Genomic DNA, 24546 nt, shown 5'->3' with positions numbered 1-24546 from the left:
GCGTTATGACAACAAATAATACATTATTAAAAAGCGACGATTTGGATTTTGAAAACAATATGGACATGGTTTCAACATCCCGTTTTGATATTGACAATACAGACAAAACAACCAAAGCCGATATTGAAGAGGTGGAAGTCACCTCGAAGATAATGGATGCCACGCATTTGTACCTCGGTGAAATCGGTTTTTCACCCTTATTGACTGCTCAAGAAGAGGTTTTTTATGCACGACGGTCATTGAGAGGTGATAAAGTTGCCCGTCAGCGAATGATAGAGAGCAACTTGCGTTTGGTGGTTAAAATTTCTCGCCGCTACATTAACCGAGGCTTAGCGCTTTTAGATTTAATTGAAGAAGGCAACCTGGGGTTAATCCGCGCGGTTGAAAAGTTCGATCCTGAAAAAGGGTTTCGTTTTTCAACCTACGCAACATGGTGGATTCGTCAAACGATAGAACGCGCTCTAATGAATCAGACTCGTACTATCCGTTTGCCTATCCACATTGTCAAAGAGTTGAACATTTACTTGAGAACCGCTCGTGAGTTGTCTCAAAAGCTTGAGCATGAGCCAACACCAGAAGAGATTGCTCAACAACTCGACATTTCAGTGGCCGAAGTCACCAAAATGATGCGTCTAAATGAAAGGGTAACATCGGTCGATATTTACATCAGTAATGGCGATGGTAATGAAAAAGCGTTACTTGATGTTATACCCGATGATCATAACTCAGATCCTGAGGTGACCACCCAAGATGACAATATGAGCCAAGTGTTGACCGTTTGGCTCGATAAACTCAGCGACAAGCAAAAAGACGTATTAGCGAGACGCTTTGGGTTGTTTGGCTATGAACCAGCGACTCTTGAAGAAGTTGGCCGAGAAATTGGCTTAACGCGTGAAAGAGTGAGGCAGATACAAGTTGAAGGTCTACGCAGGCTAAGAGAAATATTGATTGCCGAAGGTCTAGATATCGAAAGCTTGTTTGATTTCCACCAAGAGTAATTGCTTGGAACTGAAAAATGGCAATGGGATAATCCATTGCCATTTTTTTATGGATATAAAATTCAATTAAGCCAATGATTATAGTAATTGCTTCAAGCGATACAAGGTTTCTAGAGCTTGTTTCGGGGTAAGATCATCCGGTTGTATCTCTGATAGTGCTTGCTCGATTTCACTTACCTCTGGCAGTAAGGTCAGTTGTCTTTCCTCTCGTTCTGTCTCGTCTTGAGCGGTTTGCTTTGCTGGCGCTTCAAGGTGGCTGAGCTGTTCGAGCTGTGACAATTTTTGTTTTGCTTGATGAATCACACGTTTAGGAACGCCAGCCAGCGCCGCCACAGCCAAGCCATAAGACTTACTCGCTGCCCCTTCTTTGACTTCATGCATAAAAGCAATGCTGTCTTTGTGTTCTTTTGCCTCGAGATGGACATTGACAAGGTGCGAGTAAACCCCAGCTAGCTCTGTTAACTCAAAATAATGGGTCGCGAACAGTGTCATTGCACCAATTTTGTTTGCCAGCCATTCAGCACTGGCCCAAGCCAGTGATAACCCGTCATAGGTACTGGTTCCCCGGCCAATTTCATCCATCAAAACCAGGCTTAACGGACTGGCATTATGCAAAATATTGGCGGTTTCAGTCATTTCAACCATAAAAGTAGAGCGACCTGAAGCAAGATCATCAGACGCGCCAATACGCGTAAAAATACGATCAATATCGCCAATCTTTGCTTTGTCTGCTGGAACAAACGCGCCGATGTGAGCCATCAGCACAATTAACGCTGTTTGTCGCATGTAGGTGGATTTACCCCCCATATTCGGACCGGTAATCACCAGCATTTTGCGTTGTTCATTAAGGGTGACAGGGTTAGCGATAAATGGCTCATTAAGGACCTGTTCGACCACAGGGTGACGTCCGGCAATAATGTCGATGCCCACGTCGTCAGTCAGTTGTGGTCGACAATATTGTAGAGTATCGGCGCGCTCGGCGAGGTTCTGTAACACATCTATTTGCGCAATCGCTTGTGCCAGAGTCTGGAACTGCTCAATTTTCGGCATTAATTGATCAAAGAGCATTTCCCACAACTGTTTTTCTAACGCGAGCGCTTTGGATTTTGAGTTAAGCACCTTCTCCTCGTGTTCTTTGAGCTCAGGAATGATGTAGCGCTCGGCATTTTTCAATGTCTGACGACGTATATAGTGCGGCGGTGTTAGATGGCTTTGGCCGCGGCTCACTTGAATGAAGAAGCCGTGAACCGCATTGTATCCCACTTTTAAAGAGTCAATGCCGTGTTGCTCTCGCTCGCGCTCTTCAAGTTGCTGTAAGTACTCGGTTGCGCCTTCCGCCAGTGCTCGCCACTCATCGAGCTCACGGTTGTAGCCATCCGCTAACACCCCGCCGTCGCGCAATACCACAGGAGGATTGTCTTTGATAGCTAACTCTAGCAATTGGCACTCTTCGACCATCGGGGCTGCTTGTTGGGTCAATACTTGTAAGTGATCCTGTTGTAACGGAGCGAGTAATTCGGCTAAGTCGGGCAGTTGTTGTAAGGCCTGTCTGAGCCTAGCGAGATCTCTTGGCCTTGCAGAGCGCAAGGCTAAGCGAGCAATAATTCGCTCTATATCACCAATTTGCTTCAATATTGGTTGTAGGTCGATGAACAAGGAATGTTGTTTCATTTCCTCAATGGCATCGAGTCGTTGATTGAGAATAGCACGTTCACGAGTGGGTTGATGGAGCCAGCGCTTTAACATCCGACTGCCCATGGCGGTTGCGGTATTATCTAATACCGCGGCCAGGGTATTCTCTTGCCCTCCAGAGAGGTTTTGTGTGATCTCTAGGTTGCGACGCGTTGCCGCATCTAAAATGACCGAACGGTCTTGGCGGTCGTAAGTCAGTGAGCGAATATGGGGGAGCGCACTGCGCTGAGTATCTTTGACGTATTGGATCAAACAACCAGCAGCGCACAGCCCTAATGACGCTTTTTCTACGCCAAAACCAACCAAATCACGTGTATTAAATTGCTGATTAAGCTGTTGTTTTGCTGTATCAAGTTCAAATTCCCAAACCGGACGGCGACGATTGCCTTGTCGGTGTTCCATCAGGTACGGAAATGGAAAATCTTCGGGAAAGAGCAGCTCTCTAGGTTGAGTTCTTTGCAGTTCGGCCATCATGGCCTCTTCGCTGTCTGGTTCGCAGAGCTGGAAACGACCCGAAGTCATGTCTAAAGTGGCATAGCCAAACTTTTCGTCTTGGCAATAAATCGCGGCAATTAAGTTATCGACCCGCTCAGAGAGCAAAGCTTCATCGGTCACGGTTCCTGGAGTGACAATTCTGACTACTTCGCGTGCGACAGGGCCTTTACTGGTCGCAGGATCACCGACTTGTTCGCAAATGGCCACAGATTCACCCAGTTGAACTAATTTGGCTAAATACCCTTCAACCGAATGGTAGGGCACACCCGCCATCGGAATCGGTTCACCCGCTGAGGAGCCTCGTTTGGTTAGTGATATATCAAGTAATTGCGACGCTCTTTTGGCATCGTCATAAAAAAGCTCATAAAAGTCGCCCATGCGGTAAAACAGCAAGATATCCGGGTTTTCCGCCTTGAGCTTTAGGTATTGCTGCATCATGGGGGTATGAGATGATTTATCTTTATTGGTCACTTTTTGAGTCATGTTACTTGATCATTAATGCGTTAGTTTGACGGCGCCGTTTGGCCCCAAGTTCAGCATTCTGCGTAGGGCTTTGCGAGTGAAGATGGGTAAATATGGCGTTTTATGAAAAGTGCTAAGCATAGCAACCTTGACGTGAGGGAGCAATCTGCCTGATAGGGGATAGAGGTTTAGCAGTGATGAAATCATATTCACCACTGCTAAGAAAATCACCGTCCGTGGTAGGACAGTTTTTGGCTCAGCGTCACTAGTTGTTCGATATTGTGGCTGAGCGTCTCGGTCGATTGCTTTTGATTGTTAGATTGATCAGCCACCACACTTGAAGAGCGGTAGACATCGGCCATGGTTTGGTTGATTTGTTCCAGTGCGGTGTTTTGCTCCGTTGCTGCAGACGTGATCTGATACATTTGGGCATTGATATCATTGATGTCTTTGGTAATGTCATGCGTGAGCTCGAGTGAATGAGTGAGGGATTGAGCCACAGACTCTGACAGTGAGGCCATGGTATCAATCGTCGCTGTCGACGAATTAATATTGCTATTGAGCTGCTGTAAAGAATGCGAAATTTCTTCTACGCTTGCGTTGGTTCTTGTTGCCAACTGCCTGACTTCATCAGCGACCACGGCAAAGCCTCTACCAGACTCACCCGCTCTGGCAGCTTCAATCGACGCATTCAACGCGAGCAAATTGGTTTGCTCTGAAATATCAGTAATGGTTTGTAAAATGCGATGAATCGCTTGAACATCGTCGACCACTTGTTTGATGTTACTCTTGGTTCTGTCGACGCCTTGTGTCAACGTTTGTAAATCATTCTGGCAGACGTTGGAAGCAACGACAGATTTGTCGGTTAATTGCTCGGCGTGCTCGGTACTATCACTACAGGCTTGCATCGACTCACTGACACTGCTAAAGGCATTGCCGAGTTCTTCTATTGCCGTGGCGACCATTTCCGTGCTTAGCGCATTGGCGGAGACTTCTTTGTCGATCACATGAATATCGTTGACAAGATTGTCTGAAATGCTTTTTAAACTCGCGATGGTTTGGTGTTGAACTTGAGCGGTATTTTGTAATTGCACGATGATTTGATTAAACTTTTGATAAAACTCATCGTCATCAAGTAAATCCACATTGAGGTTGAGCTTGTCTTTTTCTACGACCTTATCCACGACTTGAGTCACATACTGTATTCTTTTTATACTGCGATTGAGTACGATACAACCATACATAGATACGGACGCTTGCATAATGGCGTAAAGGCAGTGCTCTACCACCATAGAAAAGTGGTTTTCATCGGTGGGGAAAATGTAAACGGGCAGCCCAGAAAATTGCATAAAGAAAAAGCCAACGTGGTGCAAAGCTGCAGCGATTAAAGCGTGTAAAACAATGACCCAATCGTTGTAGAGAATTAACACCCCAATTAAGATAAAGACTTCAAAGTGAAGCATAACCATACCTTGGCTCTGATGGATGTGGAGCGCTACTAATCCATAGAGTAAGTAAGGCAAAATATGGCGACACTTTGGGGTGTTCAAGCCCAGGATTGCTGCGGTAAGCCCTCCTCCAATTAACAAGCTATAACCACTGCTTTGATAGAGAAAAAAGTACACTAACGTTAAAAGCGCGAACGGAACGGCAACAATATAAGTGGTGTTTTGAAAAGACAGTTGGCGTGACAACAGCATAGATAGCCCCATTAAAAATGCTTATAGCAAAAAGTGTCGAAAAAGTGGACTCGAACTACGGAAAAGATTGCCTGTCCACTATTATGTAAGCCAAATGAGTTTGGTATTGTATTAGTATAGTAGTTTTTATTTAGAACAGAGTACGTTATGTAAGCCGCATAAAAAAATATATACGTGATACTCTGAGAAAGAGATCAAACTTTTGACTGTTTTCACTTTTTTTATTTTTTCATCTATTGCCATAGTGAATCACAACGGCACGCTTTTAATGGTATTTGAGCAATAATCATGACAACTTTTGAACTGAGTGAGCGTTTAGGGCAAGCGCTCGTTTTAAATCAATCAACAGTAACGACAGCGGAGTCTTGTACCGGTGGTGGGATTGCGTCTGCGATTACGGATACTCGCGGCAGCTCGGCTTGGTTTGAGCGCGGCTTTATCACTTATAGTAATCAGGCCAAAATAGAGTTGTTATCCGTTTCAGCTCAGACACTATCAACCTATGGCGCAGTGAGTGAAGCCGTTGCCGTTGAAATGGCACAAGGCGCGCGCTCTGCAGCTCACGCAGACTTCGCTGTGTCGGTCAGTGGGATAGCAGGGCCCGATGGCGGCAGCCCAGAAAAACCGGTTGGTATGGTGTGCTTTGCGATAGCTTGTGTTTCAGGGCCTGTCAGTTGGACGGCTCATTTCTCGGGCAATCGTCGTCAGGTACGAGAAGCGGCAGTACATTGTGGATTAGAAAAATTACTCCAAGTGCTGACGCGTCAAAATGGACGAGACTCGACAAAAGCACAATAAAATTTATCATAACACTGGACGCTGTATGAATAACCAGTATAATGTAAGTTATTCAGTCGGTGATAATACCAGACACATACACAGCTTCATCGATATGCGGTGAATAATCGGAGAAAGTGATGGACGATAATAAACAAAAAGCACTGGCAGCAGCGCTTGGTCAAATCGAAAAACAATTTGGTAAAGGCTCGATCATGCGCCTGGGTGATAACCGAGCCATGGATGTTGAGACCATTTCGACTGGCTCACTTTCTCTCGATATCGCCCTTGGTGCTGGTGGTTTGCCAATGGGACGTATCGTCGAGATATACGGCCCGGAATCCTCAGGTAAAACGACATTGACGTTGGAGTTGATTGCTGCAGCGCAACGCGAAGGAAAAACCTGTGCCTTTATCGATGCCGAGCACGCCCTTGACCCGGTATACGCGAAAAAATTGGGAGTCGACATTGACGCCTTATTAGTTTCTCAGCCTGATACCGGTGAGCAAGCGTTAGAGATCTGTGATGCTCTAGCTCGTTCTGGGGCGATTGACGTCATGGTTGTCGACTCAGTTGCGGCTTTGACACCCAAGGCCGAGATTGAAGGCGAAATGGGTGACAGTCACATGGGTCTACAAGCTCGTATGTTGTCACAAGCGATGCGTAAGTTAACCGGTAACTTAAAGCAATCGAACTGTATGTGTATCTTTATCAACCAGATCCGTATGAAAATTGGTGTGATGTTTGGCAACCCAGAAACCACAACGGGTGGTAATGCACTAAAATTCTACGCTTCTGTTCGCTTGGATATTCGCCGTACTGGCGCTATCAAAGAAGGCGATGAAGTGGTTGGTAATGAAACGCGTATTAAAGTGGTTAAGAATAAGATTGCAGCGCCATTTAAAGAAGCAAACACGCAAATTATGTACGGGCAAGGCTTTAACCGCGAAGGTGAGTTGATCGATTTAGGCGTGAAACATAAATTGGTCGAAAAAGCGGGGGCTTGGTACAGTTACAATGGCGATAAAATCGGCCAGGGTAAAGCCAATGCGTGTAAATTTATGCGTGAAAACCCAGAAGCCGCACACGTACTCGACAGAACATTACGCGATATGTTACTTGCGCCGACTAAGCCGGCTGACAATGTTGAAGTGGACAGTGCAAGCCCACAAGCGGAAGATGAATTCTAATCGCCAGTTTTCAAGAAAAGCCCTGCCTTCGCAGGGCTTTTCTTTTTGTATCCTTGACGAGCCATTTTACCTGTAAAGTCGAGTCGAGATAGAGTGACATGACTATGATTCGATAGCGGGTGAAATGTGGGAGGCAATTATCAATCTTAAGTGGGAAAAACAATGAGAAAACAACGTACTAAAATGAATGCGAGTGAATACGCTGTTTATTTGTTGAGTCGACGCGATCACGGCGTTGCTGAGTTGCAACAAAAAATGCAGCTTAAGGAGTACGCGCCACAAGAGATCGCAGCGGCGATGGAGAAATGCCAAGAATATGGTTACCTTGATGACAAGCGTTTTGCTCGAAGTCAGGTGAGGCAGCATATCAATAAATGCCATGGCGAGCGGCGTATTCGTCAAGAACTGAATCTCAAAAAAGTCAGTGTGGACGATATTGATGCTGCACTGGAAGAGGAAAATACTGACTGGTTTGCTTTGGCTCGCAGGGCGGCAGAAAAAAAGTTTTCGGTCTTTGACATCAAAGACCGAAAATTATATCAAAAACAAGTTCGGTACTTACAATACCGTGGGTTTGATTTTGAACAGATAAAATACGCGCTAACTCCCTCAGAGGATTGATCCTCAAGTGAAGGCTGAGATTGATCTTGTGCGATAACACTTAACGAGCCGTTGGTGCCCAAGTCTCTACCGGCAGTGTTTCTTGCTTGTACTGTGGTTTTTGAATCACAACAGAAATGATCAATGCGACAAAAAGTAGTGCCATGATTAGGTAGAAGGTGCTGATAAAACCACCGAATACCGCAGCGACAATTGACCCCATTAAACTGCCTATACCAAACCCAAGATAGATCACGCCATAGTTTTTGGTCAGGTGACTCAAGCCAAAAAAATCACTGATTAACGAAGGAAAAACCGTGATCGTACCCCCAAAACTAAAAGCGATACAGGCGACAGACAAATAAAAGCTGTAAACATCACCGGGAAAGAAGATAAGGGCTGTAATGCCAATGAAGCTTATCGTTAACGCGATACTCACGACTCTTATTCTGGCTATTTTATCGGAAAGTACACCCATAACTAAGCGACCGGTCAAATTGGCAATGGCAATGATCGCCAATGATGCTGCTGCCAGTGACCCGTTTAAATGAGCGTAGTTTTCGCCAATGTCTTTAGCAACGCCAATCACATACAAGCCACTGAGACAGTTCGTGATAAAGATAATACTGAGCAGCCAGAACTGTGGGGTTCTCAGTGCCTGGGCTAATGTAAATTGCCCGGTGGTAAATGTATCCCCATCGCCGGGTAAGTTAAGCGGCGCGTCTTGAATGAGCGCGGCGCCAGTGACCGTGATCAGCATCACCACACCGCCCCATAAGATAAAGGCTTGATGCAAAGAAACGTGGTTGAGTAAAGCCAGATTGATGAATTTGAAGCCAAGGCTGCCTAAACCATAAGCCCCGATGGCACACGCAGACGCCAACCCTGGGGATTTGGGAAAAAACTTGACGCAATTTGATAAGGTAATCAAGTAGCCAGCACCATCTGCAATGCCCAGTAGCAGTCCTGCCGACAAATATAACACCCATAGGTTAGGGGCGTAAGCGGTAGCGATCATACTCAAAAGAAACAATAATCCGGCCGCCCTAGTGACACGCCGTACACCAAACTTTTCTTGCATTTTTGCAGCTAGTGACGATGTGATCGCTAATGACAGCGTCATCATACCAAAGGCAAAAGCCACTTGATGGAGTGGTTGATGAAGTTTGTTCGCAAGCGGGAAATTGAACAAGCTCCAAGTGTAGACAGAACCAAGCGCAAACTGCACCGCGACAGTGCCGATCAAAGTCCACCATTTTGCATCAATGGCGGTGTGATTGTTTCTCATTTTGTACTCCTCGAAAATAGGCCATGTTCCGTTGAAAATTTTCATCATGACTCTGCTTTTATGGTTTAGGGCGGTGGGGGGCGACGAACTAAAAGGTGAAGTTATTGCTTTAAGGCACCGCTGTGGCACTTAACTCTCAAGTTTTGTGTGTTGGCTACCCTTGACGAAAAACGTAATAAAATGGATTTATTGGGGTTTTAAGCAACGCGAACGGGTAACGTAAATACCACAAAATACAAACCTGTGTGCATATGAGGATGTTAACCAGGTTAGAAAGCAAAAAAGATGCGATAGCGCAAATAAATACAGATTAGACGGGATATCTTGCCATTTTTTTGCAGAAGGCTAGTCGCTGGCGTCGCCATGATCTACAATACGGCCAAATTTTATCAGGTAAAAATTTCAGGAAGAGCTGCATGTACATGAGCACTGATGAGGTTCGCAACGCGTTCCTTAAGTTCTTTGAAAGCAAAGGACACCAAATCGTTGACAGTTCATCGTTGGTCCCACATGACGATCCAACCTTGTTGTTTACTAACGCAGGTATGAATCAGTTTAAAGACTGTTTTCTCGGCTTAGAAAAACGCGATTACACTCGAGCCACCACAGCCCAGCGTTGTGTTCGTGCCGGTGGTAAACACAACGACCTTGAAAATGTCGGCTTTACTGCGCGACATCACACCTTTTTTGAGATGCTTGGCAACTTCAGCTTTGGCGATTATTTCAAACAAGATGCGATTGCGTTTGCGTGGGAGTTTCTGACACAGGTACTCAAACTTCCTGAAGAAAAACTGCTTGTGACGGTTTATCAGACCGATGATGAAGCCTTTGATATCTGGAATAAGCAGATTGGTATTCCTGCCGATCGCATTATTCGCATCGGTGACAAAGAAGGTGGACAACCATACGAGTCAGATAACTTTTGGCAAATGGGTGATACTGGCCCATGTGGTCCTTGTTCTGAGATCTTTTACGATCACGGCGAACACATTTGGGGCGGTCGTCCTGGTACGCCAGAAGAAGATGGGGACCGATTTATCGAGATCTGGAACAACGTATTCATGCAGTTCAATCGCCAAGCGGATGGAACAATGGAGCCTCTTCCTAAGCCATCTGTAGACACGGGTATGGGCATTGAGCGCATCTCTGCGATTATGCAAGGGGTACATTCGAACTATGAAATCGATGTGTTCCAAAAGTTGATTAAATCTGCGGCAGAAGTGATTGGCTATCAAGATCTCACAAACCAATCTTTGCGTGTTGTTGCCGACCATATTCGCTCTTGTGCTTATTTGATCGTCGATGGTGTGATGCCATCTAATGAAGGCCGTGGTTATGTGTTGCGCCGTATTATTCGCCGCGCGGTACGACACGGTAATAAGCTGGGCGCTCAAGGGGCTTTCTTCTACAAACTGGTGGCACCGCTCGCGGAAATCATGGGGAGCGCCGGACAAACCTTGGCGCAACAGCAAGAGCTAGTCGAGAAAGTATTGCGAATTGAAGAGGAAAACTTTGGTCGTACTCTTGAGCGCGGTATGACGATTTTAAACGACGCACTCGACCATGTTGGAGACAATAAAGAGCTCGATGGTGAGACCGTCTTTAAACTGTATGATACCTATGGTTTTCCTGCTGATTTAACCAATGATGTTGCGCGTGAGCGCGGCTTTGTTATCGATCAGGACGGCTTTGAAAACGCGATGGAAGCACAGCGACAACGCGCTCGAGAAGCAGGTCAGTTCGGTACTGATTACAATACGTCGTTAAAAATTGATGCGCAAAGTGAGTTTTGTGGCTACCAAGCTTCTGAAGGCCAAGGCAAGGTTGAGGCACTGTATCTAGACGGTCAACAAGTTGAAAGTATCACCGCGGGCGATCGCGCTATCGTGGTTCTGGACCAAACGCCGTTTTATGCTGAATCGGGTGGCCAATGTGGTGATGCTGGTGTGCTATTGACAGCTTCTGGCGAATTTAACGTTGAAGACACTCAAAAACAAGGCGGCGCTTGGTTGCACTATGGTGTACTCCAACAAGGTGTTTTAGCGCTGTCTGATACGGTAGAGGCAAAAGTCGATGCCAAGCGCCGCTCTGCTATCTCATTAAATCACTCGGCTACGCATTTATTGCACGCAGCATTGCGAGAGGTTCTTGGTGATCACGTCGCACAAAAGGGCTCGTTAGTGAAAGCGGAAGGCTTGCGTTTTGACTTTTCTCATCTCGAAGCAATGACGGATGATGAAATTAAACAAGTTGAGCGCTTGGTTAATGAGCACATTCGTTTCAACCACAGTGTTGAGACTGAAATTATGGATCTTGAAGCGGCGAAAGCCAAAGGTGCGATGGCATTATTTGGTGAAAAATACGATTCGCAAGTTCGCGTCTTGACCATGGGTGAGTTCTCTACCGAGCTTTGTGGTGGTATCCATACTAAGCAAACGGGTGACATCGGTTTGTTTAAGATTGTGGCAGAAAGCGGTATTGCTGCAGGCATTCGACGCATTGAAGCGGTGACAGCGGACGCTGCGCTTGACGTGGTTGAAACCCAAAGCCAGAACTATGAAGCGAAATTAACCGAAGCGGCTAGTAAAGCGAAAGCGTTAGAAAAAGAAATTCAAACGTTGAAAGCTAAGCTCGCATCGCAAGCAAGTGCCAATTTAATCAACAACGTCAAAGAGATCGAAGGCGTTAAGGTGCTTATTGCTCAATTAGACGGCGCGGACAATAAATCGCTGCGTTCGATGGTTGATGATCTGAAAAACCAAATTGGCTCAGGCATTGTGTTATTGGGCAATGTGGCCGAAGACAAAGTCGGTTTGATCGCGGGTGTGACCAAAGACCTGACCTCACAGGTTAAGGCGGGTGAGTTAGTCAATCACGTCGCACAACAAGTGGGTGGTAAAGGGGGCGGCCGCCCTGATATGGCACAAGCCGGGGGCAACGACGCATCTGCGCTTCCTGCTGCCTTGGCTTCAGTAGACGCTTGGTTAACCGCTAAATTAGCGTAACACACGGTATTGAATAAGTTATCTATGTAATAAGCCAAGTGGGTTACCACTTGGCTTTTGTTCTATAAGTAATAACCCTATCTAGTGAGACACTCGGTTGTATCGTGTGTTTTTCGGATAGCGTTTTTGGAAGGTGGAAAGCGAGTGAAAAAAACGCTCATTGTGCAAAAGTTCGGTGGAACATCGATGGGAACGTTAGAAAGTATCCAACGAGTTGCAAAACATGTCCTTAATGCAAAAGCATTGGGTCATCAGGTCGTGGTCGTCGTTTCAGCGATGGCAGGTGAAACCAATCGATTGTTGTCATTAGCTAAAAATATTGATCCTGTTCCGCATGCTCGTGAACTCGATGCGTTATTGGCCTGTGGTGAACAGATGTCAATGACATTACTCGCGATGACTTTGCAGCAGCAGGGCGTTGCTGCAATTTCACTAACCGGCCAGCAAGCGGGTATCTACACCAATGACCAGCACAATGATGCTACCATTTCTCATATTGATATCGCTAGAGTTGAGCGAGAGTTGGACCAAGACCAGATCGTTATTGTGGCTGGTTTTCAAGGTGTGAACGCTCTCGGTGATATCACTACCTTAGGGCGAGGTGGCTCAGATACGAGCGCGGTTGTACTTGCCGGGTATTTGTCGGCCGCTGAATGTCAAATATTTACCGATGTCGATGGGGTTTATTCTTGTGATCCACGGCTAGTAAAGAGCGCACAACGTTTTGATTGTATTGATTTTCCTACCATGACCATGATGGCTAGGGCTGGGGCTAAAGTTCTGCACTTACCCTGTGTGGAATACGCACAGCAACACAGTGTACCACTGCGGGTATTGTCGACTTTTGACAATCATGTTGGCACCTTAGTCAAAGGTGAACAAATGAACCCAAGTACCAGAGGGATTAGTGTTCAAAAAGATCTGAGCTTACTGTCTTTTGCTCATCATGAGCGTTTGGCTGTGGAAAAACAGTGTCAAATTCTTGCAATAGATATATTCCAATATCTTGAAAATAAAGAAACTTGCTCTATTGTTATTAAACGAGATTGCGTTGATCGTTTACTTCTTGCTCGGGCTGTTCAACACGTTGAACGGCAAGAGGTGAGTTTAGTTAGCTTAATCGGCTCAGGGGTAGAGCGGCATCGAGCCGCCATCGTAGAGCTCTTAGAGCGTGATTGCATGGACAACGTTGCGCTACAGGCAAGAGACAATCTCGTGGCGGTACTCATGACCCCATCGAAACTCGATAGTGTCGCCAATATGTTACATCGAGTTTATGTCGAGTCGTTAGCAATTGATGCAAATGATTGCGCATTATCGACCGTTTAGACTATGTAAAAACGGTTTCTGGCTTATTTTCTGCCAGTTTGCGGTTTACCTAAATCTAACTTTTAGTAGATAATAGCTAAAAGCAATATTAAGAGATCACTCAAGGAGCATCGAATGCTAATTTTAACTCGCCGCGTGGGCGAAACTTTAATGATTGGTGACGAAGTCACTGTTACGGTTTTAGGTGTGAAAGGAAACCAAGTACGCATTGGTGTCAATGCACCTAAAGAAGTTTCTGTTCACCGTGAGGAAATCTACATGCGTATCCAAGCGGAAAAAGGCAACGGCAATGTTGCATCAGGAAATTACTAATGCATAAAGGGCTAGCTGCAAAGCTGGCCTTTCTTTTGTACAGGGTTTCACTTCAGTACCAAGTGATGTGATTTAAGCGACCTGAGGTTAGCGCATCAAGTTTATCTTATCGCGAGCAAAATACATAAAAAGCTTAATTAATCATCGCATTGGTTATTTTGACAACGCTTGATGGCCATTTGTAACTTTTTTCAAAGAAAGTGTTTGACATATTTTCGGTAAAACGTAATATGTGCCTCCGCAAGACGGTGAGGTGGCCGAGAGGCTGAAGGCGCTCCCCTGCTAAGGGAGTATACGGTTTGTAGCCGTATCGAGGGTTCGAATCCCTCCCTCACCGCCATTCTTGCACAATGTGTTAATGTGCGTCCGTAGCTCAGCTGGATAGAGTACCTGGCTACGAACCAGGCGGTCGGAGGTTCGAATCCTCCCGGACGCGCCATTCAACACAACAGCGCGCTCGTAGCTCAGCTGGATAGAGTACCTGGCTACGAACCAGGCGGTCGAAGGTTCGAATCCTTCCGAGCGCGCCATTATTTTTGAAGTTACAATAAAATCGATACGTCGGTTTTTATACCCGAATTGTTGCGCGCTCGTAGCTCAGCTGGATAGAGTACCTGGCTACGAACCAGGCGGTCGAAGGTTCGAATCCTTCCGAGCGCGCCATTCATTCTTTAGCTTGATTATTTTAAGCTTTTGAATACAATGGGATACAACGGTGAGGTGGCCGAGAGGCTGAAGGCGCTCCCCTGCTAAGGGAGTATACGGTTTGTAGCCGTATCGAGGGTTCGAATCCCTCCCTCACCGCCATTTATTGACGTTAACGTCAATTTTTTTGGTCCCAAAAAATAGAATGTGATTTGATTCACATTATCGCGCGCTCGTAGCTCAGCTGGATAGAGTACCTGGCTACGAACCAGGCGGTCGAAGGTTCGAATCCTTCCGAGCGCGCCATTATTTTTATCAGTTACAATAAAGTCGATACGTTCGGTTTTTACATCAGAATTGTTGCGCGCTCGTAGCTCAGCTGGATAGAGTACCTGGCTACGAACCAGGCGGTCGAAGGTTCGAATCCTTCCGAGCGCGCCATTATTTTTATTAGTTACAATAAAATCGATACGTTCGGTTTTTACATCAGAATTATTGCGCGCTCGTAGCTCAGCTGGATAGAGTACCTGGCTACGAACCAGGCGGTCGAAGGTTCGAATCCTTCCGAGCGCGCCATTCCTTTAAAGCCTCATCATTTGATGAGGCTTTTTTATTTCCTCGATTAAACTTTCTGTGACTTTGTTAGAGTTTTACATTTTTATTCTGTGAGCTGGCTTGAAAAGGATTCAGATAGATTGCTACCAGCTATTGTTCCTAATTTACTGATTCGCTATGTTATCTTGACTATAGTTTGTTCACTTTGAGCAACTCGTTTTCAAGGGACAGAGGTCAGATATGGAAAGCTTATTGGTCGATGCCGCCGTACTTATGTTGACAGGCATGGGGGTCGTATTTACGTTTCTCACCGTATTGGTGTTTTCTACACAAGGGCTGTCTCGATTCGCTCAATGGCTAAAACCAGAAGACACGCCTGACTCTCTACGCTCTCAAACCGTGCCGACTCAGTCAACTTCTCAAATTGATCCCAATGTTGTTGCTGCGGTCAGCGTAGCCTTACATCAACATCGACATAATTCAAAAGGATAAGTTTATGTCTCACTCATTGGCTTTAACCGATGTCGTATTAAGAGATGCGCATCAGTCGTTATTTGCAACCCGTCTACGTATCGAGGACATGCTTCCTGTTGCCAAGCAGCTTGATGATATGGGGTATTGGTCTTTGGAAACTTGGGGAGGCGCTACGTTTGATGCCTGTATCCGCTATTTAGGCGAAGATCCTTGGGAAAGACTGAGAACGCTTAAAGCCGCCATGCCGAAAACCCCAATGCAGATGTTGTTAAGGGGGCAAAATTTATTAGGTTATCGTCATTACGCTGATGATGTTGTGGCAAAGTTTGTCGAACGAGCACATGTCAATGGCATGGATGTCTTTCGTATTTTTGATGCGATGAACGACGTGCGCAACTTTCAATCCGCGGTTAAAGCCGTAGTCGAGAGTGGCGCTCATGCTCAGGGCACTCTGTCCTATACTTTGAGCCCTGTCCATAACTTAGACACCTGGCTTGACCTTGCAAAACGCTTGGAAGATCTTGGTTGTCACTCTTTGTGCATCAAAGATATGTCTGGGTTACTCAAGCCTTATGACGCTTATGAATTGATTAAACAGCTAAAAGCAACTTGCGATATTCCTATTGCACTGCATTGTCACGCGACAACAGGGCTCTCAACCGCAACCGCCGTGAAGGCCATTGAAGCCGGTGTGGATATTCTCGACACCGCTATTTCATCCATGAGTGGTACTTATGGTCATACTCCAACTGAGACGATCGTAGCGATGCTCGAAGGGCAAGAGCGTGATACTGGGCTGGAACTCGCGAATTTTGAGCCAATTGCCAAGCACTTTCGCACAGTAAGAAAAAAATACGCTGAGTGGGAAGGGCAATTAAAAGGTATCGATGCGCGTATCTTAACCGCCCAAGTACCTGGTGGAATGCTAACCAATATGGAAAGTCAGCTCAAGCAGCAGGGGGCGCTTGATCGTATGGATGAAGTACTGGCTGAAATCCCCCGTGTTCGTAAAGAGCTTGGGTTCATTCCTCTGGTGACACCGACTTCGCAAATTGTTGGTACTCAGTCGGTTATTAATGTTCTTACTCAAGAGCGTTATAAAACCATTACTAAAGAAACGGCGGGGGTATTAAAAGGAGAGTATGGAGCAACGCCAGCGCCTGTTGATGCCGATTTACAAGCTCGAGTGTTAGAAGGCAACACGCCAATGACCGACAGACCGGCCGATCACATCGCCGATGAATGGTCATCACTTAGCAGCGAGGTGAGCGCGCTTTCGAAAGAGCATGGGTTTGCACTGGGAAAAAACGTCGAAGACGATGTGTTAACTTATGCCTTGTTTCCACAAGTGGGGCTGGCGTTCTTACAACATCGCGATGACGAAAGTTACTTTGAGCCCAAACCGAACGGTGCGGCAGAAGCGGCTCCGAGTGCGGAAACTGAGGGGCGACAAGCCGCGGTGTCGTCAGCCGAACTGCCGAAGTCTTATCACGTTAAGGTTAATGGGCAAGCTTATCAGGTTGAAATTAGCGAGAGTGGTGACGTTTCCTCCATGGCGAGTATTCCCTCAACACAGCCTACGCCTGCTCTTACCCCAGTAGCGACAAACAGCGGTGAGCCCATTGCAGCGCCACTGGCGGGCACGATTTATCAAGTGATGGTAAAACCTGGCGATCAAGTGGCAGCAGGCGATGTATTACTGGTTTTAGAAGCGATGAAAATGGAAACTGAAATTCGCGCTCAACGCGCTGGTGTCATTGCCGGCCTTGATGTGAAAGAAGGGGATAGTGTTAATGTGGGTCAGCAGCTGTTGCTATTGAGTTAGTCGGAGAGGGCGATACATGGATGGGTTATTAACGCTATGGTCTGAAACGGGCATTGCGCATTTTACTTTCAGTCAGTTAATTATGATGTTGGTAGGGTTTGGCTTGTTGTATCTGGCGATTGGGAAACGCTTTGAGCCATTATTATTGCTTCCAATTGGTTTTGGTGCCGTTCTGGCCAATATTCCCAATGCGGGATTTACTGACCCAGGTGGTTTGTTGTACTACGTCTACTACATTGGCATTGACTCTGGGGTATTCCCTTTGTTGATCTTTATGGGCGTCGGTGCCATGACCGATTTTGGTGCTTTGATCGCTAACCCCAAAACTCTGTGGTTAGGTGCTGCGGCTCAGTTTGGTATTTTCGCAACGTTATTTGGGGCGATTTTGCTCAACTCGGTACCCGGGATGGCTTTTTCCATGCCAGATGCCGCTTCGATTGCCATTATTGGTGGCGCGGACGGCCCGACTGCCATTTTCTTAGCGAGTCGTTTATCTCCTGACTTACTTGGTGCGATTGCCGTAGCGGCTTACAGTTATATGGCTCTCGTTCCAATTATACAACCGCCGATCATGAAATTGTTAACCAATGAACAAGAGCGCAGTATTGAAATGGCTCAGTTGCGCCATGTTTCTCGTTTGGAAAAAGTGTTCTTTCCACTTGCGGTACTCTTTTTAACGATTTTGTTTTTGCCGTCGGCGACCCCTCTTGTTGGCATGTTCTGTTTTGGTAATTTAATGCGCGAATGTGGTGTGGTTGAGCGTTTGTCAAAAACCGCGCAGAATGAGTTGATCAATATCGTCACTATTTTCTTGGGGCTAGGCGTTGGTTCAAAGCTACAAGCTGAACAATTTTTGTCGTTAGAAACGCTAGGGATCCTTGCCTTGGGGGCGGTGGCGTTCAGTATCGGGACAGCGGCTGGCGTATTAATGGCGAAAGTGTTGAATCGCTTTTCTTCTACGCCAATTAACCCTTTGATTGGCGCAGCGGGTGTGTCCGCGGTTCCGATGGCAGCTCGGGTCGTCAATAAGGTTGGCTTAGAGTCAAATCCTCATAACTTTTTGCTGATGCATGCAATGGGGCCCAATGTGGCTGGGGTTCTGGGCTCTGCGGTAGCGGCGGGGATATTGTTAGCCTTAGTCGGAGGGTAGTCACTATCTGTGCCAAATAAGAGAGTGATACAGAGGGAGTGGCTAGCACTTGCAGTGGTTTACTGATTGATAGACAATGAAATTTATAGTCAGTATTTGATATGATCACAGGGAAATGAGATGGTAAATAAACAGATAATGATCACTGAGTTTGGTGATGCGGATGTTTTGTCAATTCAAGAGAGTGATGTTCCATCTCCCTCTACTGGTGAAGTCTTGATCAAAGTGGCGTTTGCCGGAGTGAATCCCATTGACGTTAAAACCCGTGCAGGCTTAGGTTGGGCGGCGGAGCAGAACCGAGATAAGCTACCTTGGGTTCCGGGTTACGACGTATCGGGAACGGTGCTAGAGCTTGGTGACGGTTGTCAGCGCTTTCAAATCAATGACAATGTTGCGGGCTTTATCGGTTTTCCCTTACAAGGTGGCGGTTACAGCCAGTACCTGTGTGTACCAGAACAAGCTTTAAGCCGAGTTCCCGATGCGGTCACTCTAGAAGCCGCTTGTGTATTGCCATTGGCCGGACAAACAGCAGGGCAAGCGCTGACCAAAGCGCAAGTTAAAGAAGGCGATCAGGTGTTGATCTTAGCCGGGGCGGGTGGCGTTGGTCATTTGGCGTTGCAAATTGCCATTGCGGCTAAAGCGGAAGTCTACACCACGTGCAGTGAATCCAATCTTGATTACTTATCAACCCTAGGCGCTCATGCGATCAATTATCAATTTGCCCCGGTTTCAGAACGGCTTGAAAACATCGATGTCTTAATCGACTTGGTTGGCGGTGACGTGGCATTAGATGCGTTAAAATGCCTTAATGATCAAGCAAGGGTTGTCACGGTTCCGACTTTAAGTGCTAATCTTATTTGTGAAAAAGCCCAGCTTCTTGGCTTTGAAGCGAACGGAATGCTCGTTGAGCCGGATCCTCAGCAACTTGATACTTTGCTGTATATGGTCAGTGTTGGGCTACTCAAAACTGAAATTCAACATATATATTCCTATCAAGAAGCGGTTATTGCCCATCAAGCGATCGAAACGGGTCACACCCGAGGTAAGATCTTACTGGCCATGCAAGATTAACCATGCTGGATGAATTGGCTCAGTGGTGGCCTTGGTCACCATTGGTGTGGCTATTTGTCAGTGGTTTTTTGAGCTCTACCTTGCTACCTGGCGGCTCTGAATTATCGCTTTGGGTCTTACTTGGCAATGATGATTATTCTGTTCTATCGTTATTACTGGTGGCGACATCGGGTAATACGTTAGGTGGGATGGTCAATTATCTTATCGGTTACTTTTTTCCTTATTCCCATCAGAAGACCAAGGCATCCCGTGCCTGGGATTGGGTACATCGCTATGGTGTCTGGAGTCTATTACTGAGTTGGTTGCCCCTAGTCGGTGACCCTTTGTGCTTGATCGCTGGGTGGTTGCGCTTACCGGTATTCTATAGCGTTATTGCTATCGCACTCGGCAAAGCAATGCGCTATGGTGTCATTATTGCCAGTTATTAGTGGATGCCGTATGGTCAATATCGCGCTTTATAGGTCGGGTTCTCTTCGTTGGTAAAAAAGACCATCTCCGTACTGAGGTATCACGAGGTGATTAACGGTTACGTCTCGCATTTTTGTAACAAACAGTTCGTCTTCTGCTCAGGCTTTTATTTCGCCGTGATTGACTGAATATTAAACCTAACGAGTATTGGTCAAACAAAATCAGTCATCTTTGTTAAATAAGTACTGATAAATGCAATCGTGACTTGAAAAACAGTTGTTGAAGTCACACCTATGACAATGGCAAGATAAATCTAAAATAACGCAGTTTCACGGTACGTTGAAGTGATACTCAATAATATTAATCACCCTGCCCATAACCATTACTTGGGCTGAAACAGAAGCGAATCCGATTTTGACAAATTTTTCAGATAAACTTGGTCTTATCGCCCAGCAGTCAGAAGCACTAACTCAGTTAGGGCGTGGCGTTGAAAGAGAAACGTTGCGATATGATGCAAACGGCCATTTGTCTTTGACTTCTCACCCTGAAAACCTAGGCTCAGCTTATACCAATCAATATATTACGACAGATTTTTCCGAGTCATTATTAGAGTTTATTACTCCAGTAAGCAGTAGTATTCCCGATTTGATGGCTCAATTGAGCGATATTCATCACTTCACTCAATCACAACTTGGCAGCGAAAAAATGTGGCCGCTGTCGATGCCTTGCTATATTCAAGATGAGCAAGCGATTCCCCTTGCGCAATACGGCACCTCAAATGGCGCTAAAATGAAAACATTGTACCGAGAGGGACTCAAGCGTCGCTATGGTAGTTTGATGCAAGTCATTTCAGGGGTGCACTTTAATTTTTCTTTTCCTGAGTCATTTTGGGATGCGCTTTGGGGTGAGCAAAGTGAACAGCAAAGGCAAGAGTCTAAATCAGCGGCTTATTTTGGTTTGATCCGAAATTACTATCGCTTTGGTTGGCTGATCCCTTATTTATTTGGTGCCTCACCGGCATTGTGCTCATCCTTTGTCAAAGGAAGAGAGGGAGAATTCGATTTACAATCACTAGGTGAAACGCGTTTCTTGCCTTACGCGACTTCTTTGCGTTTAAGCGATTTAGGTTATACAAATAGCGCTCAGAGTGCACTGAAAATTGGTTTTAATTCTATTGAAGAGTACCTATCTGGATTAGATCAAGCGATTCGTACCCCCTCTGAAGAATTTGCCAAGATAGGAATTAAAGAAGGCGGCGAATACCGTCAGCTCAACAGTAACGTGTTACAAATAGAAAACGAGCTCTATGCGCCAATTCGTCCTAAACGCGTCGCTAAAAATGGTGAAAAACCATCGCAATCACTCAAGCGTGGTGGTGTTGAATACATCGAAGTTCGCTCGTTAGATGTCAACCCATTTAGTCCAGTCGGCTTAAGTGAAGATCAAGTGCGCTTTTTAGACCTATTTTTAACCTGGGCGGTCTTGTCTGATTCAAGTCCGATGACAGACAGTGAGTTGGAGTGTTGGCGTAGCAACTGGCGTAAAGTGGTTGTTGAAGGCCGCAAACCAGACTTGATGTTAAAAATTGGTTGTGACGGTGAGCAGTTGACTTTAAACACCTGGGCACACCGAGTCTTTGATGAGCTTGAAATGATTGCGGTAGAGATGGACCGTCTCCAAGAGGGGCACGACTATCAAGAGGTTTGTCAGCGTCTACGCACTTGGATTGATGACCCGAGCCAAACCCTATCCGCCAAGTTGCTCGATATGATTTTACAACAAGGTGGACTAGGTGCTGTCGGGTGTCAATTAGGCCAGCAATACCAGCAAGATAACTTGCAACATACCATGACATTTTACACCCCAGAGCAGATGAAAGAGGAAGTATCTCGGTCTTGGCAAGAGTTAGCCAATATAGAAGCTCAGTCCAACCTCCCGTTTGACGACTTCTTAGCCGATTACTTTCAGTATTTGAGGCAATAGTTTTGTATTGGCGCCGTTTTGTGACCGTTTTAATTACGTTGGTTGTGGTGGGGTGTGCAAATTCCCCCCCAAAACAACAAGATGATCTGTGTCTTATCTTTGAGCAATACCCTGAGTGGTATGAAGATGCGGTAGAAATGGAACAAAAATGGGGTACGCCAATACAAATTGCGATGGCTTTTATAAAACAAGAGAGTGCTTATCGCCACGATAGTCAACCACCGAGGTATTACGCACTGGGTTTTATTCCTTGGGGAAGACTCAGTAGTGCATACGGTTATGCTCAAGCTCAAGATGGGACGTGGGATGACTTTCAAAACGCGACCGGCCATGGCGGTGCAAGAGATAACTTCGATGACGCGTTAATGTTTATCGGTTGGTACACCAATCAAAGTCGCAAGAAACTGGGTTTATCACTTTGGGATAGTTACCATCAATATTTGGCTTATCACGAAGGGTGGACTGGGTATCAACGGCGCTACCATAACAACAAGCCACCTTTATTACGCGTGGCAAAGAAAGTTGAAACGGTGGCCAACAATTACGGTTGGCAACTCAAACAATGCCGAGCCAAATTAGAAGACCAACGCAATAGCAGTTGGTGGTAACAATAAAGAATAACAAGGAGAAAAGTGATGCCTTTATTAGACAGTTTTACCGTTGACCATACACGAATGCAGGCACCTGCTGTTCGAGTTGCCAAAACCATGACAACCCCAAGCGGGGATACCATTACGGTATTTGATTTGCGCTTTACCGCACCGAACAAAGACATTTTATCGGAGAAGGGAATTCATACTCTCGAGCATTTATTTGCTGGTTTTATGCGTCAGCATTTAAATGGTGAACAGGTCGAAATCATTGATCTTTCGCCGATGGGCTGTCGTACCGGTTTTTACATGAGTGTGATTGGCCAGCCTGCAGAAGCGCAAGTCGCGACAGCTTGGACGGCCGCGATGCAAGATGTAATTAAAGTGAAACAGCAAAGCGACATTCCAGAGCTCAATGAGTACCAATGTGGTACGGCGTCAATGCACTCTCTTAGCGAAGCTCAAGAGATCGCAAAAGCGATTATCGAGGCCGGTATTCAAGTGAATAAAAATGAAGACCTCGCCTTGCCTGAGAGCATGCTTAAAGAACTCAAAGTCGATTGATATAAAATAAAAAGCCTTCAATTTGATTGAAGGCTTTTTTAAGTGCTTTGACAACAAAGTGACCAGTGCAATACTTGATGCGTTTAACCTAAGGCGCGTATCGACTTTTTCTTTGGCCAGACTTTGACTTGTTTAATGCGATTTTCTTCCATTTCTACCACTTCCATCCGCTGCCCTGCAATACGCAAGCTGATCACCGCATCGGGAATGTCTTCTAAATGCTCTAACAGTAGACCATTCAACGTTCGTGGACCATTGGTGGGCAGCTTCCAGCGCAGCCCTTTATTGATATCGCGAATATTGGTGCTGCCTTCAATCAGGAAAGTACCGTCAGCTTGCGGGGTAATTTCATCGGACAGACTCGGTGAAATTGAGGTTGTGAACTCACCAACAATCTCTTCGAGGATATCCTCGAGAGTGATCAGGCCAATAATGTCGCCGTATTCATCCACAATCAGACCAATGCGTTCTTTTTTGCGTTGGAATTTGAGCATTTGTACATTCAATGGCGTCCCTTCGGGAATGAAGTAGACTTCATCGGCTGCCTTGAGCAAGGTTTTCTTGTTGAACTCGTTTTTTTCCAACATTAAGCGGTACGCTTCACGTGAGCGTAACATACCGACCGCTTCATCAATACGATCGCGGTACAACACAATACGCCCATGTGGAGAGTGGGTTAATTGGCGCTGTATGGACTTCCAGTCATCATTGATATCAATCCCAGTGATTTCATTTCTTGGTACCATGATGTCATTGACGGTGACGTGTTCCAGGTCAAGTATGGAAACCAACATATCTTGGTGGCGGCGCGGAATTAAAGCGCCAGCCTCATTGACCACAGTGCGAAGCTCTTCTGAGCTCAAGTTATCTTCGCCATTGTGATCGGCTTTGACGCCCAACAAGCGGATAAAGCCATTAGTGATGAAGTTCATCGCGATCACAAGCGGAGCTAAGACTTTCATCAGTAATGCCAACAAAACGCTACTGATGTAAGACACTCGCTCAGGGTAAAGAGCGGCGAGCGTTTTTGGCGTGACTTCTGCAAAGACTAAAACAACGACGGTCAACACCCCAGTGGCAATCGCCACGCCGTAGTCACCATAAAGGCGCATACCGATGATAGTTGCAATCGCTGAAGCCAAGATATTGACGAGGTTGTTGCCGATTAGAATAAGGCCAATTAATCGGTCTGGGCGGTTTAATAATTTTTCAACTCGTTGCGCACTTTTATCACCTTGGTTAGCCAGGTGTCTGAGGCGATAGCGGTTGAGAGACATCATGCCGGTCTCTGAACCTGAAAAGTAAGCTGAAATAAAAATGAGACAAGCGAGTAATGTGAATAATATACCCGTAGAGATGTCGTCCAAAAGCGTGAATTCCTTTGTCGTTAAAAATGAACCGAAGTTACTAGTGTTTATAGGGTTGTTGAGCGA

General features: G+C 45.9%; 19 protein-coding genes and 8 tRNA genes. 23 read left to right on the top strand and 4 right to left on the bottom strand.

The genetic code is table 11. The annotated features are described in order from the left end of the window. The first annotated feature begins 5 nt into the window (after window positions 1–5). Window positions 6–998 carry an RNA polymerase sigma factor RpoS gene (gene rpoS, locus AB0763_RS11290; protein WP_306100586.1) on the top strand — a complete coding sequence of 331 codons (993 nt, stop codon included), beginning with the start codon at window positions 6–8 and terminating at the stop codon, window positions 996–998. A gap of 78 nt (window positions 999–1076) precedes the next feature. Here the strand turns inward: rpoS and mutS are convergent, their stop codons facing one another. Together mutS and AB0763_RS11280 are read right to left on the bottom strand one after the other, a co-directional pair. Then, window positions 1077–3668: a DNA mismatch repair protein MutS gene (gene mutS / locus AB0763_RS11285; RefSeq protein WP_306100587.1), complete on the bottom strand. Its 2592-nt coding sequence runs from the start codon at window positions 3666–3668 to the stop codon at window positions 1077–1079. 206 nt (window positions 3669–3874) lie between these two features. Next, the gene (locus AB0763_RS11280) at window positions 3875–5347 is read right to left on the bottom strand and encodes a methyl-accepting chemotaxis protein (RefSeq protein WP_306100588.1); all 1473 of its coding nucleotides are present in this window, start codon (window positions 5345–5347) and stop codon (window positions 3875–3877) included. A gap of 288 nt (window positions 5348–5635) precedes the next feature. On the opposite strand from AB0763_RS11280, the gene AB0763_RS11275 reads away from it, so the two are divergent. The 3 genes from AB0763_RS11275 to recX all read left to right on the top strand — a co-directional run bounded on the left by AB0763_RS11275 (window position 5636) and on the right by recX (window position 7935). Then, on the top strand, window positions 5636–6145 hold the full coding sequence (locus AB0763_RS11275) for a CinA family protein (protein WP_306100589.1): 510 nt from the start codon (window positions 5636–5638) through the stop codon (window positions 6143–6145). A 119-nt stretch (window positions 6146–6264) separates the two neighbouring features. Continuing rightward, window positions 6265–7314, top strand: coding sequence for a recombinase RecA (recA, locus tag AB0763_RS11270; RefSeq protein ID WP_306100590.1), 1050 nt, complete (start codon window positions 6265–6267; stop codon window positions 7312–7314). A 162-nt stretch (window positions 7315–7476) separates the two neighbouring features. Continuing rightward, window positions 7477–7935, top strand: a complete 459-nt coding sequence (gene recX, locus AB0763_RS11265; protein ID WP_306100591.1) for a recombination regulator RecX — start codon at window positions 7477–7479, stop codon at window positions 7933–7935. A 40-nt stretch (window positions 7936–7975) separates the two neighbouring features. Here the strand turns inward: recX and AB0763_RS11260 are convergent, their stop codons facing one another. Beyond that, window positions 7976–9202, bottom strand: a complete 1227-nt coding sequence (locus tag AB0763_RS11260; RefSeq protein WP_306100592.1) for an OFA family MFS transporter — start codon at window positions 9200–9202, stop codon at window positions 7976–7978. Between the two features lie 416 nt (window positions 9203–9618). Here AB0763_RS11260 and alaS point away from each other — a divergent pair, with 416 nt between their 5' ends. The 19 genes from alaS (at window position 9619) to luxS (ending at window position 23113) form a co-directional block, all read left to right on the top strand. Further along, complete coding sequence (alaS, locus tag AB0763_RS11255; protein ID WP_306100593.1) at window positions 9619–12207, top strand: alanine--tRNA ligase; 2589 nt, start codon at window positions 9619–9621, stop codon at window positions 12205–12207. Between the two features lie 144 nt (window positions 12208–12351). Beyond that, the gene (locus tag AB0763_RS11250) at window positions 12352–13536 is read left to right on the top strand and encodes an aspartate kinase (protein WP_306100594.1); all 1185 of its coding nucleotides are present in this window, start codon (window positions 12352–12354) and stop codon (window positions 13534–13536) included. A gap of 114 nt (window positions 13537–13650) precedes the next feature. Beyond that, window positions 13651–13848 carry a carbon storage regulator CsrA gene (gene csrA / locus AB0763_RS11245; RefSeq protein ID WP_004415691.1) on the top strand — a complete coding sequence of 66 codons (198 nt, stop codon included), beginning with the start codon at window positions 13651–13653 and terminating at the stop codon, window positions 13846–13848. Window positions 13849–14095: 247 nt separating this feature from the next. Continuing rightward, window positions 14096–14188 (top strand) — tRNA-Ser (locus tag AB0763_RS11240). A 22-nt stretch (window positions 14189–14210) separates the two neighbouring features. Next, window positions 14211–14287 (top strand) — tRNA-Arg (locus AB0763_RS11235). Window positions 14288–14301: 14 nt separating this feature from the next. Next, a tRNA-Arg gene (locus AB0763_RS11230) sits at window positions 14302–14378 on the top strand. Between the two features lie 56 nt (window positions 14379–14434). Continuing rightward, a tRNA-Arg gene (locus tag AB0763_RS11225) sits at window positions 14435–14511 on the top strand. Between the two features lie 51 nt (window positions 14512–14562). Next, a tRNA-Ser gene (locus AB0763_RS11220) sits at window positions 14563–14655 on the top strand. A 67-nt stretch (window positions 14656–14722) separates the two neighbouring features. After that, a tRNA-Arg gene (locus AB0763_RS11215) sits at window positions 14723–14799 on the top strand. A gap of 58 nt (window positions 14800–14857) precedes the next feature. Then, a tRNA-Arg gene (locus AB0763_RS11210) sits at window positions 14858–14934 on the top strand. A gap of 58 nt (window positions 14935–14992) precedes the next feature. Further along, window positions 14993–15069, top strand: a tRNA-Arg gene (locus tag AB0763_RS11205). Between the two features lie 219 nt (window positions 15070–15288). After that, entirely contained in the window at window positions 15289–15540 is a 252-nt protein-coding gene (locus tag AB0763_RS11200; RefSeq protein WP_306100603.1) for an OadG family protein, read from the top strand. 4 nt (window positions 15541–15544) lie between these two features. After that, window positions 15545–17347 carry a sodium-extruding oxaloacetate decarboxylase subunit alpha gene (oadA, locus tag AB0763_RS11195; protein WP_306100604.1) on the top strand — a complete coding sequence of 601 codons (1803 nt, stop codon included), beginning with the start codon at window positions 15545–15547 and terminating at the stop codon, window positions 17345–17347. A 16-nt stretch (window positions 17348–17363) separates the two neighbouring features. Next, on the top strand, window positions 17364–18497 hold the full coding sequence (locus AB0763_RS11190) for a sodium ion-translocating decarboxylase subunit beta (protein ID WP_306100605.1): 1134 nt from the start codon (window positions 17364–17366) through the stop codon (window positions 18495–18497). Window positions 18498–18617: 120 nt separating this feature from the next. After that, window positions 18618–19568, top strand: a complete 951-nt coding sequence (locus AB0763_RS11185) for an NADP-dependent oxidoreductase (RefSeq protein ID WP_306100606.1) — start codon at window positions 18618–18620, stop codon at window positions 19566–19568. A gap of 2 nt (window positions 19569–19570) precedes the next feature. Then, on the top strand, window positions 19571–19996 hold the full coding sequence (locus tag AB0763_RS11180; protein ID WP_306100607.1) for a YqaA family protein: 426 nt from the start codon (window positions 19571–19573) through the stop codon (window positions 19994–19996). 394 nt (window positions 19997–20390) lie between these two features. After that, on the top strand, window positions 20391–21959 hold the full coding sequence (gshA, locus tag AB0763_RS11175; protein WP_306100608.1) for a glutamate--cysteine ligase: 1569 nt from the start codon (window positions 20391–20393) through the stop codon (window positions 21957–21959). Between the two features lie 20 nt (window positions 21960–21979). Beyond that, window positions 21980–22567 carry a hypothetical protein gene (locus AB0763_RS11170; protein WP_306100609.1) on the top strand — a complete coding sequence of 196 codons (588 nt, stop codon included), beginning with the start codon at window positions 21980–21982 and terminating at the stop codon, window positions 22565–22567. Between the two features lie 27 nt (window positions 22568–22594). After that, entirely contained in the window at window positions 22595–23113 is a 519-nt protein-coding gene (gene luxS, locus AB0763_RS11165; RefSeq protein WP_306100610.1) for an S-ribosylhomocysteine lyase, read from the top strand. An 83-nt stretch (window positions 23114–23196) separates the two neighbouring features. On the opposite strand, the gene AB0763_RS11160 is transcribed toward luxS, so the two are convergent. Further along, the gene (locus AB0763_RS11160) at window positions 23197–24480 is read right to left on the bottom strand and encodes an HlyC/CorC family transporter (protein ID WP_306100611.1); all 1284 of its coding nucleotides are present in this window, start codon (window positions 24478–24480) and stop codon (window positions 23197–23199) included. Window positions 24481–24546: the final 66 nt, after the last annotated feature.

It is taken from the genome of Vibrio sp. HB236076, from assembly GCF_040957575.1.
Lineage (GTDB): Bacteria > Pseudomonadota > Gammaproteobacteria > Enterobacterales > Vibrionaceae > Vibrio.
Note: the sequence above shows the minus strand (reverse complement) of the source record. Positions and strands in the feature narration are given on the sequence as shown.

Excerpts from the sequence above, each read along its gene's own strand:
- AB0763_RS11260 (WP_306100592.1), bottom strand. The coding sequence starts at position 9,202 with ATGAGAAACAATCACACCGCCATTGATGCAAAATGGTGGACTTTGATC.
- AB0763_RS11180 (WP_306100607.1), top strand. The coding sequence starts at position 19,571 with ATGCTGGATGAATTGGCTCAGTGGTGGCCTTGGTCACCATTGGTGTGG.
- oadA (WP_306100604.1), top strand. The coding sequence starts at position 15,545 with ATGTCTCACTCATTGGCTTTAACCGATGTCGTATTAAGAGATGCGCAT.
- mutS (WP_306100587.1), bottom strand. The coding sequence starts at position 3,668 with ATGACTCAAAAAGTGACCAATAAAGATAAATCATCTCATACCCCCATG.
- AB0763_RS11280 (WP_306100588.1), bottom strand. The coding sequence starts at position 5,347 with ATGCTGTTGTCACGCCAACTGTCTTTTCAAAACACCACTTATATTGTT.
- alaS (WP_306100593.1), top strand. The coding sequence starts at position 9,619 with ATGTACATGAGCACTGATGAGGTTCGCAACGCGTTCCTTAAGTTCTTT.
- AB0763_RS11200 (WP_306100603.1), top strand. The coding sequence starts at position 15,289 with ATGGAAAGCTTATTGGTCGATGCCGCCGTACTTATGTTGACAGGCATG.
- AB0763_RS11190 (WP_306100605.1), top strand. The coding sequence starts at position 17,364 with ATGGATGGGTTATTAACGCTATGGTCTGAAACGGGCATTGCGCATTTT.
- recA (WP_306100590.1), top strand. The coding sequence starts at position 6,265 with ATGGACGATAATAAACAAAAAGCACTGGCAGCAGCGCTTGGTCAAATC.
- AB0763_RS11185 (WP_306100606.1), top strand. The coding sequence starts at position 18,618 with ATGGTAAATAAACAGATAATGATCACTGAGTTTGGTGATGCGGATGTT.
- csrA (WP_004415691.1), top strand. The coding sequence starts at position 13,651 with ATGCTAATTTTAACTCGCCGCGTGGGCGAAACTTTAATGATTGGTGAC.
- luxS (WP_306100610.1), top strand. The coding sequence starts at position 22,595 with ATGCCTTTATTAGACAGTTTTACCGTTGACCATACACGAATGCAGGCA.
- recX (WP_306100591.1), top strand. The coding sequence starts at position 7,477 with ATGAGAAAACAACGTACTAAAATGAATGCGAGTGAATACGCTGTTTAT.
- AB0763_RS11275 (WP_306100589.1), top strand. The coding sequence starts at position 5,636 with ATGACAACTTTTGAACTGAGTGAGCGTTTAGGGCAAGCGCTCGTTTTA.
- rpoS (WP_306100586.1), top strand. The coding sequence starts at position 6 with ATGACAACAAATAATACATTATTAAAAAGCGACGATTTGGATTTTGAA.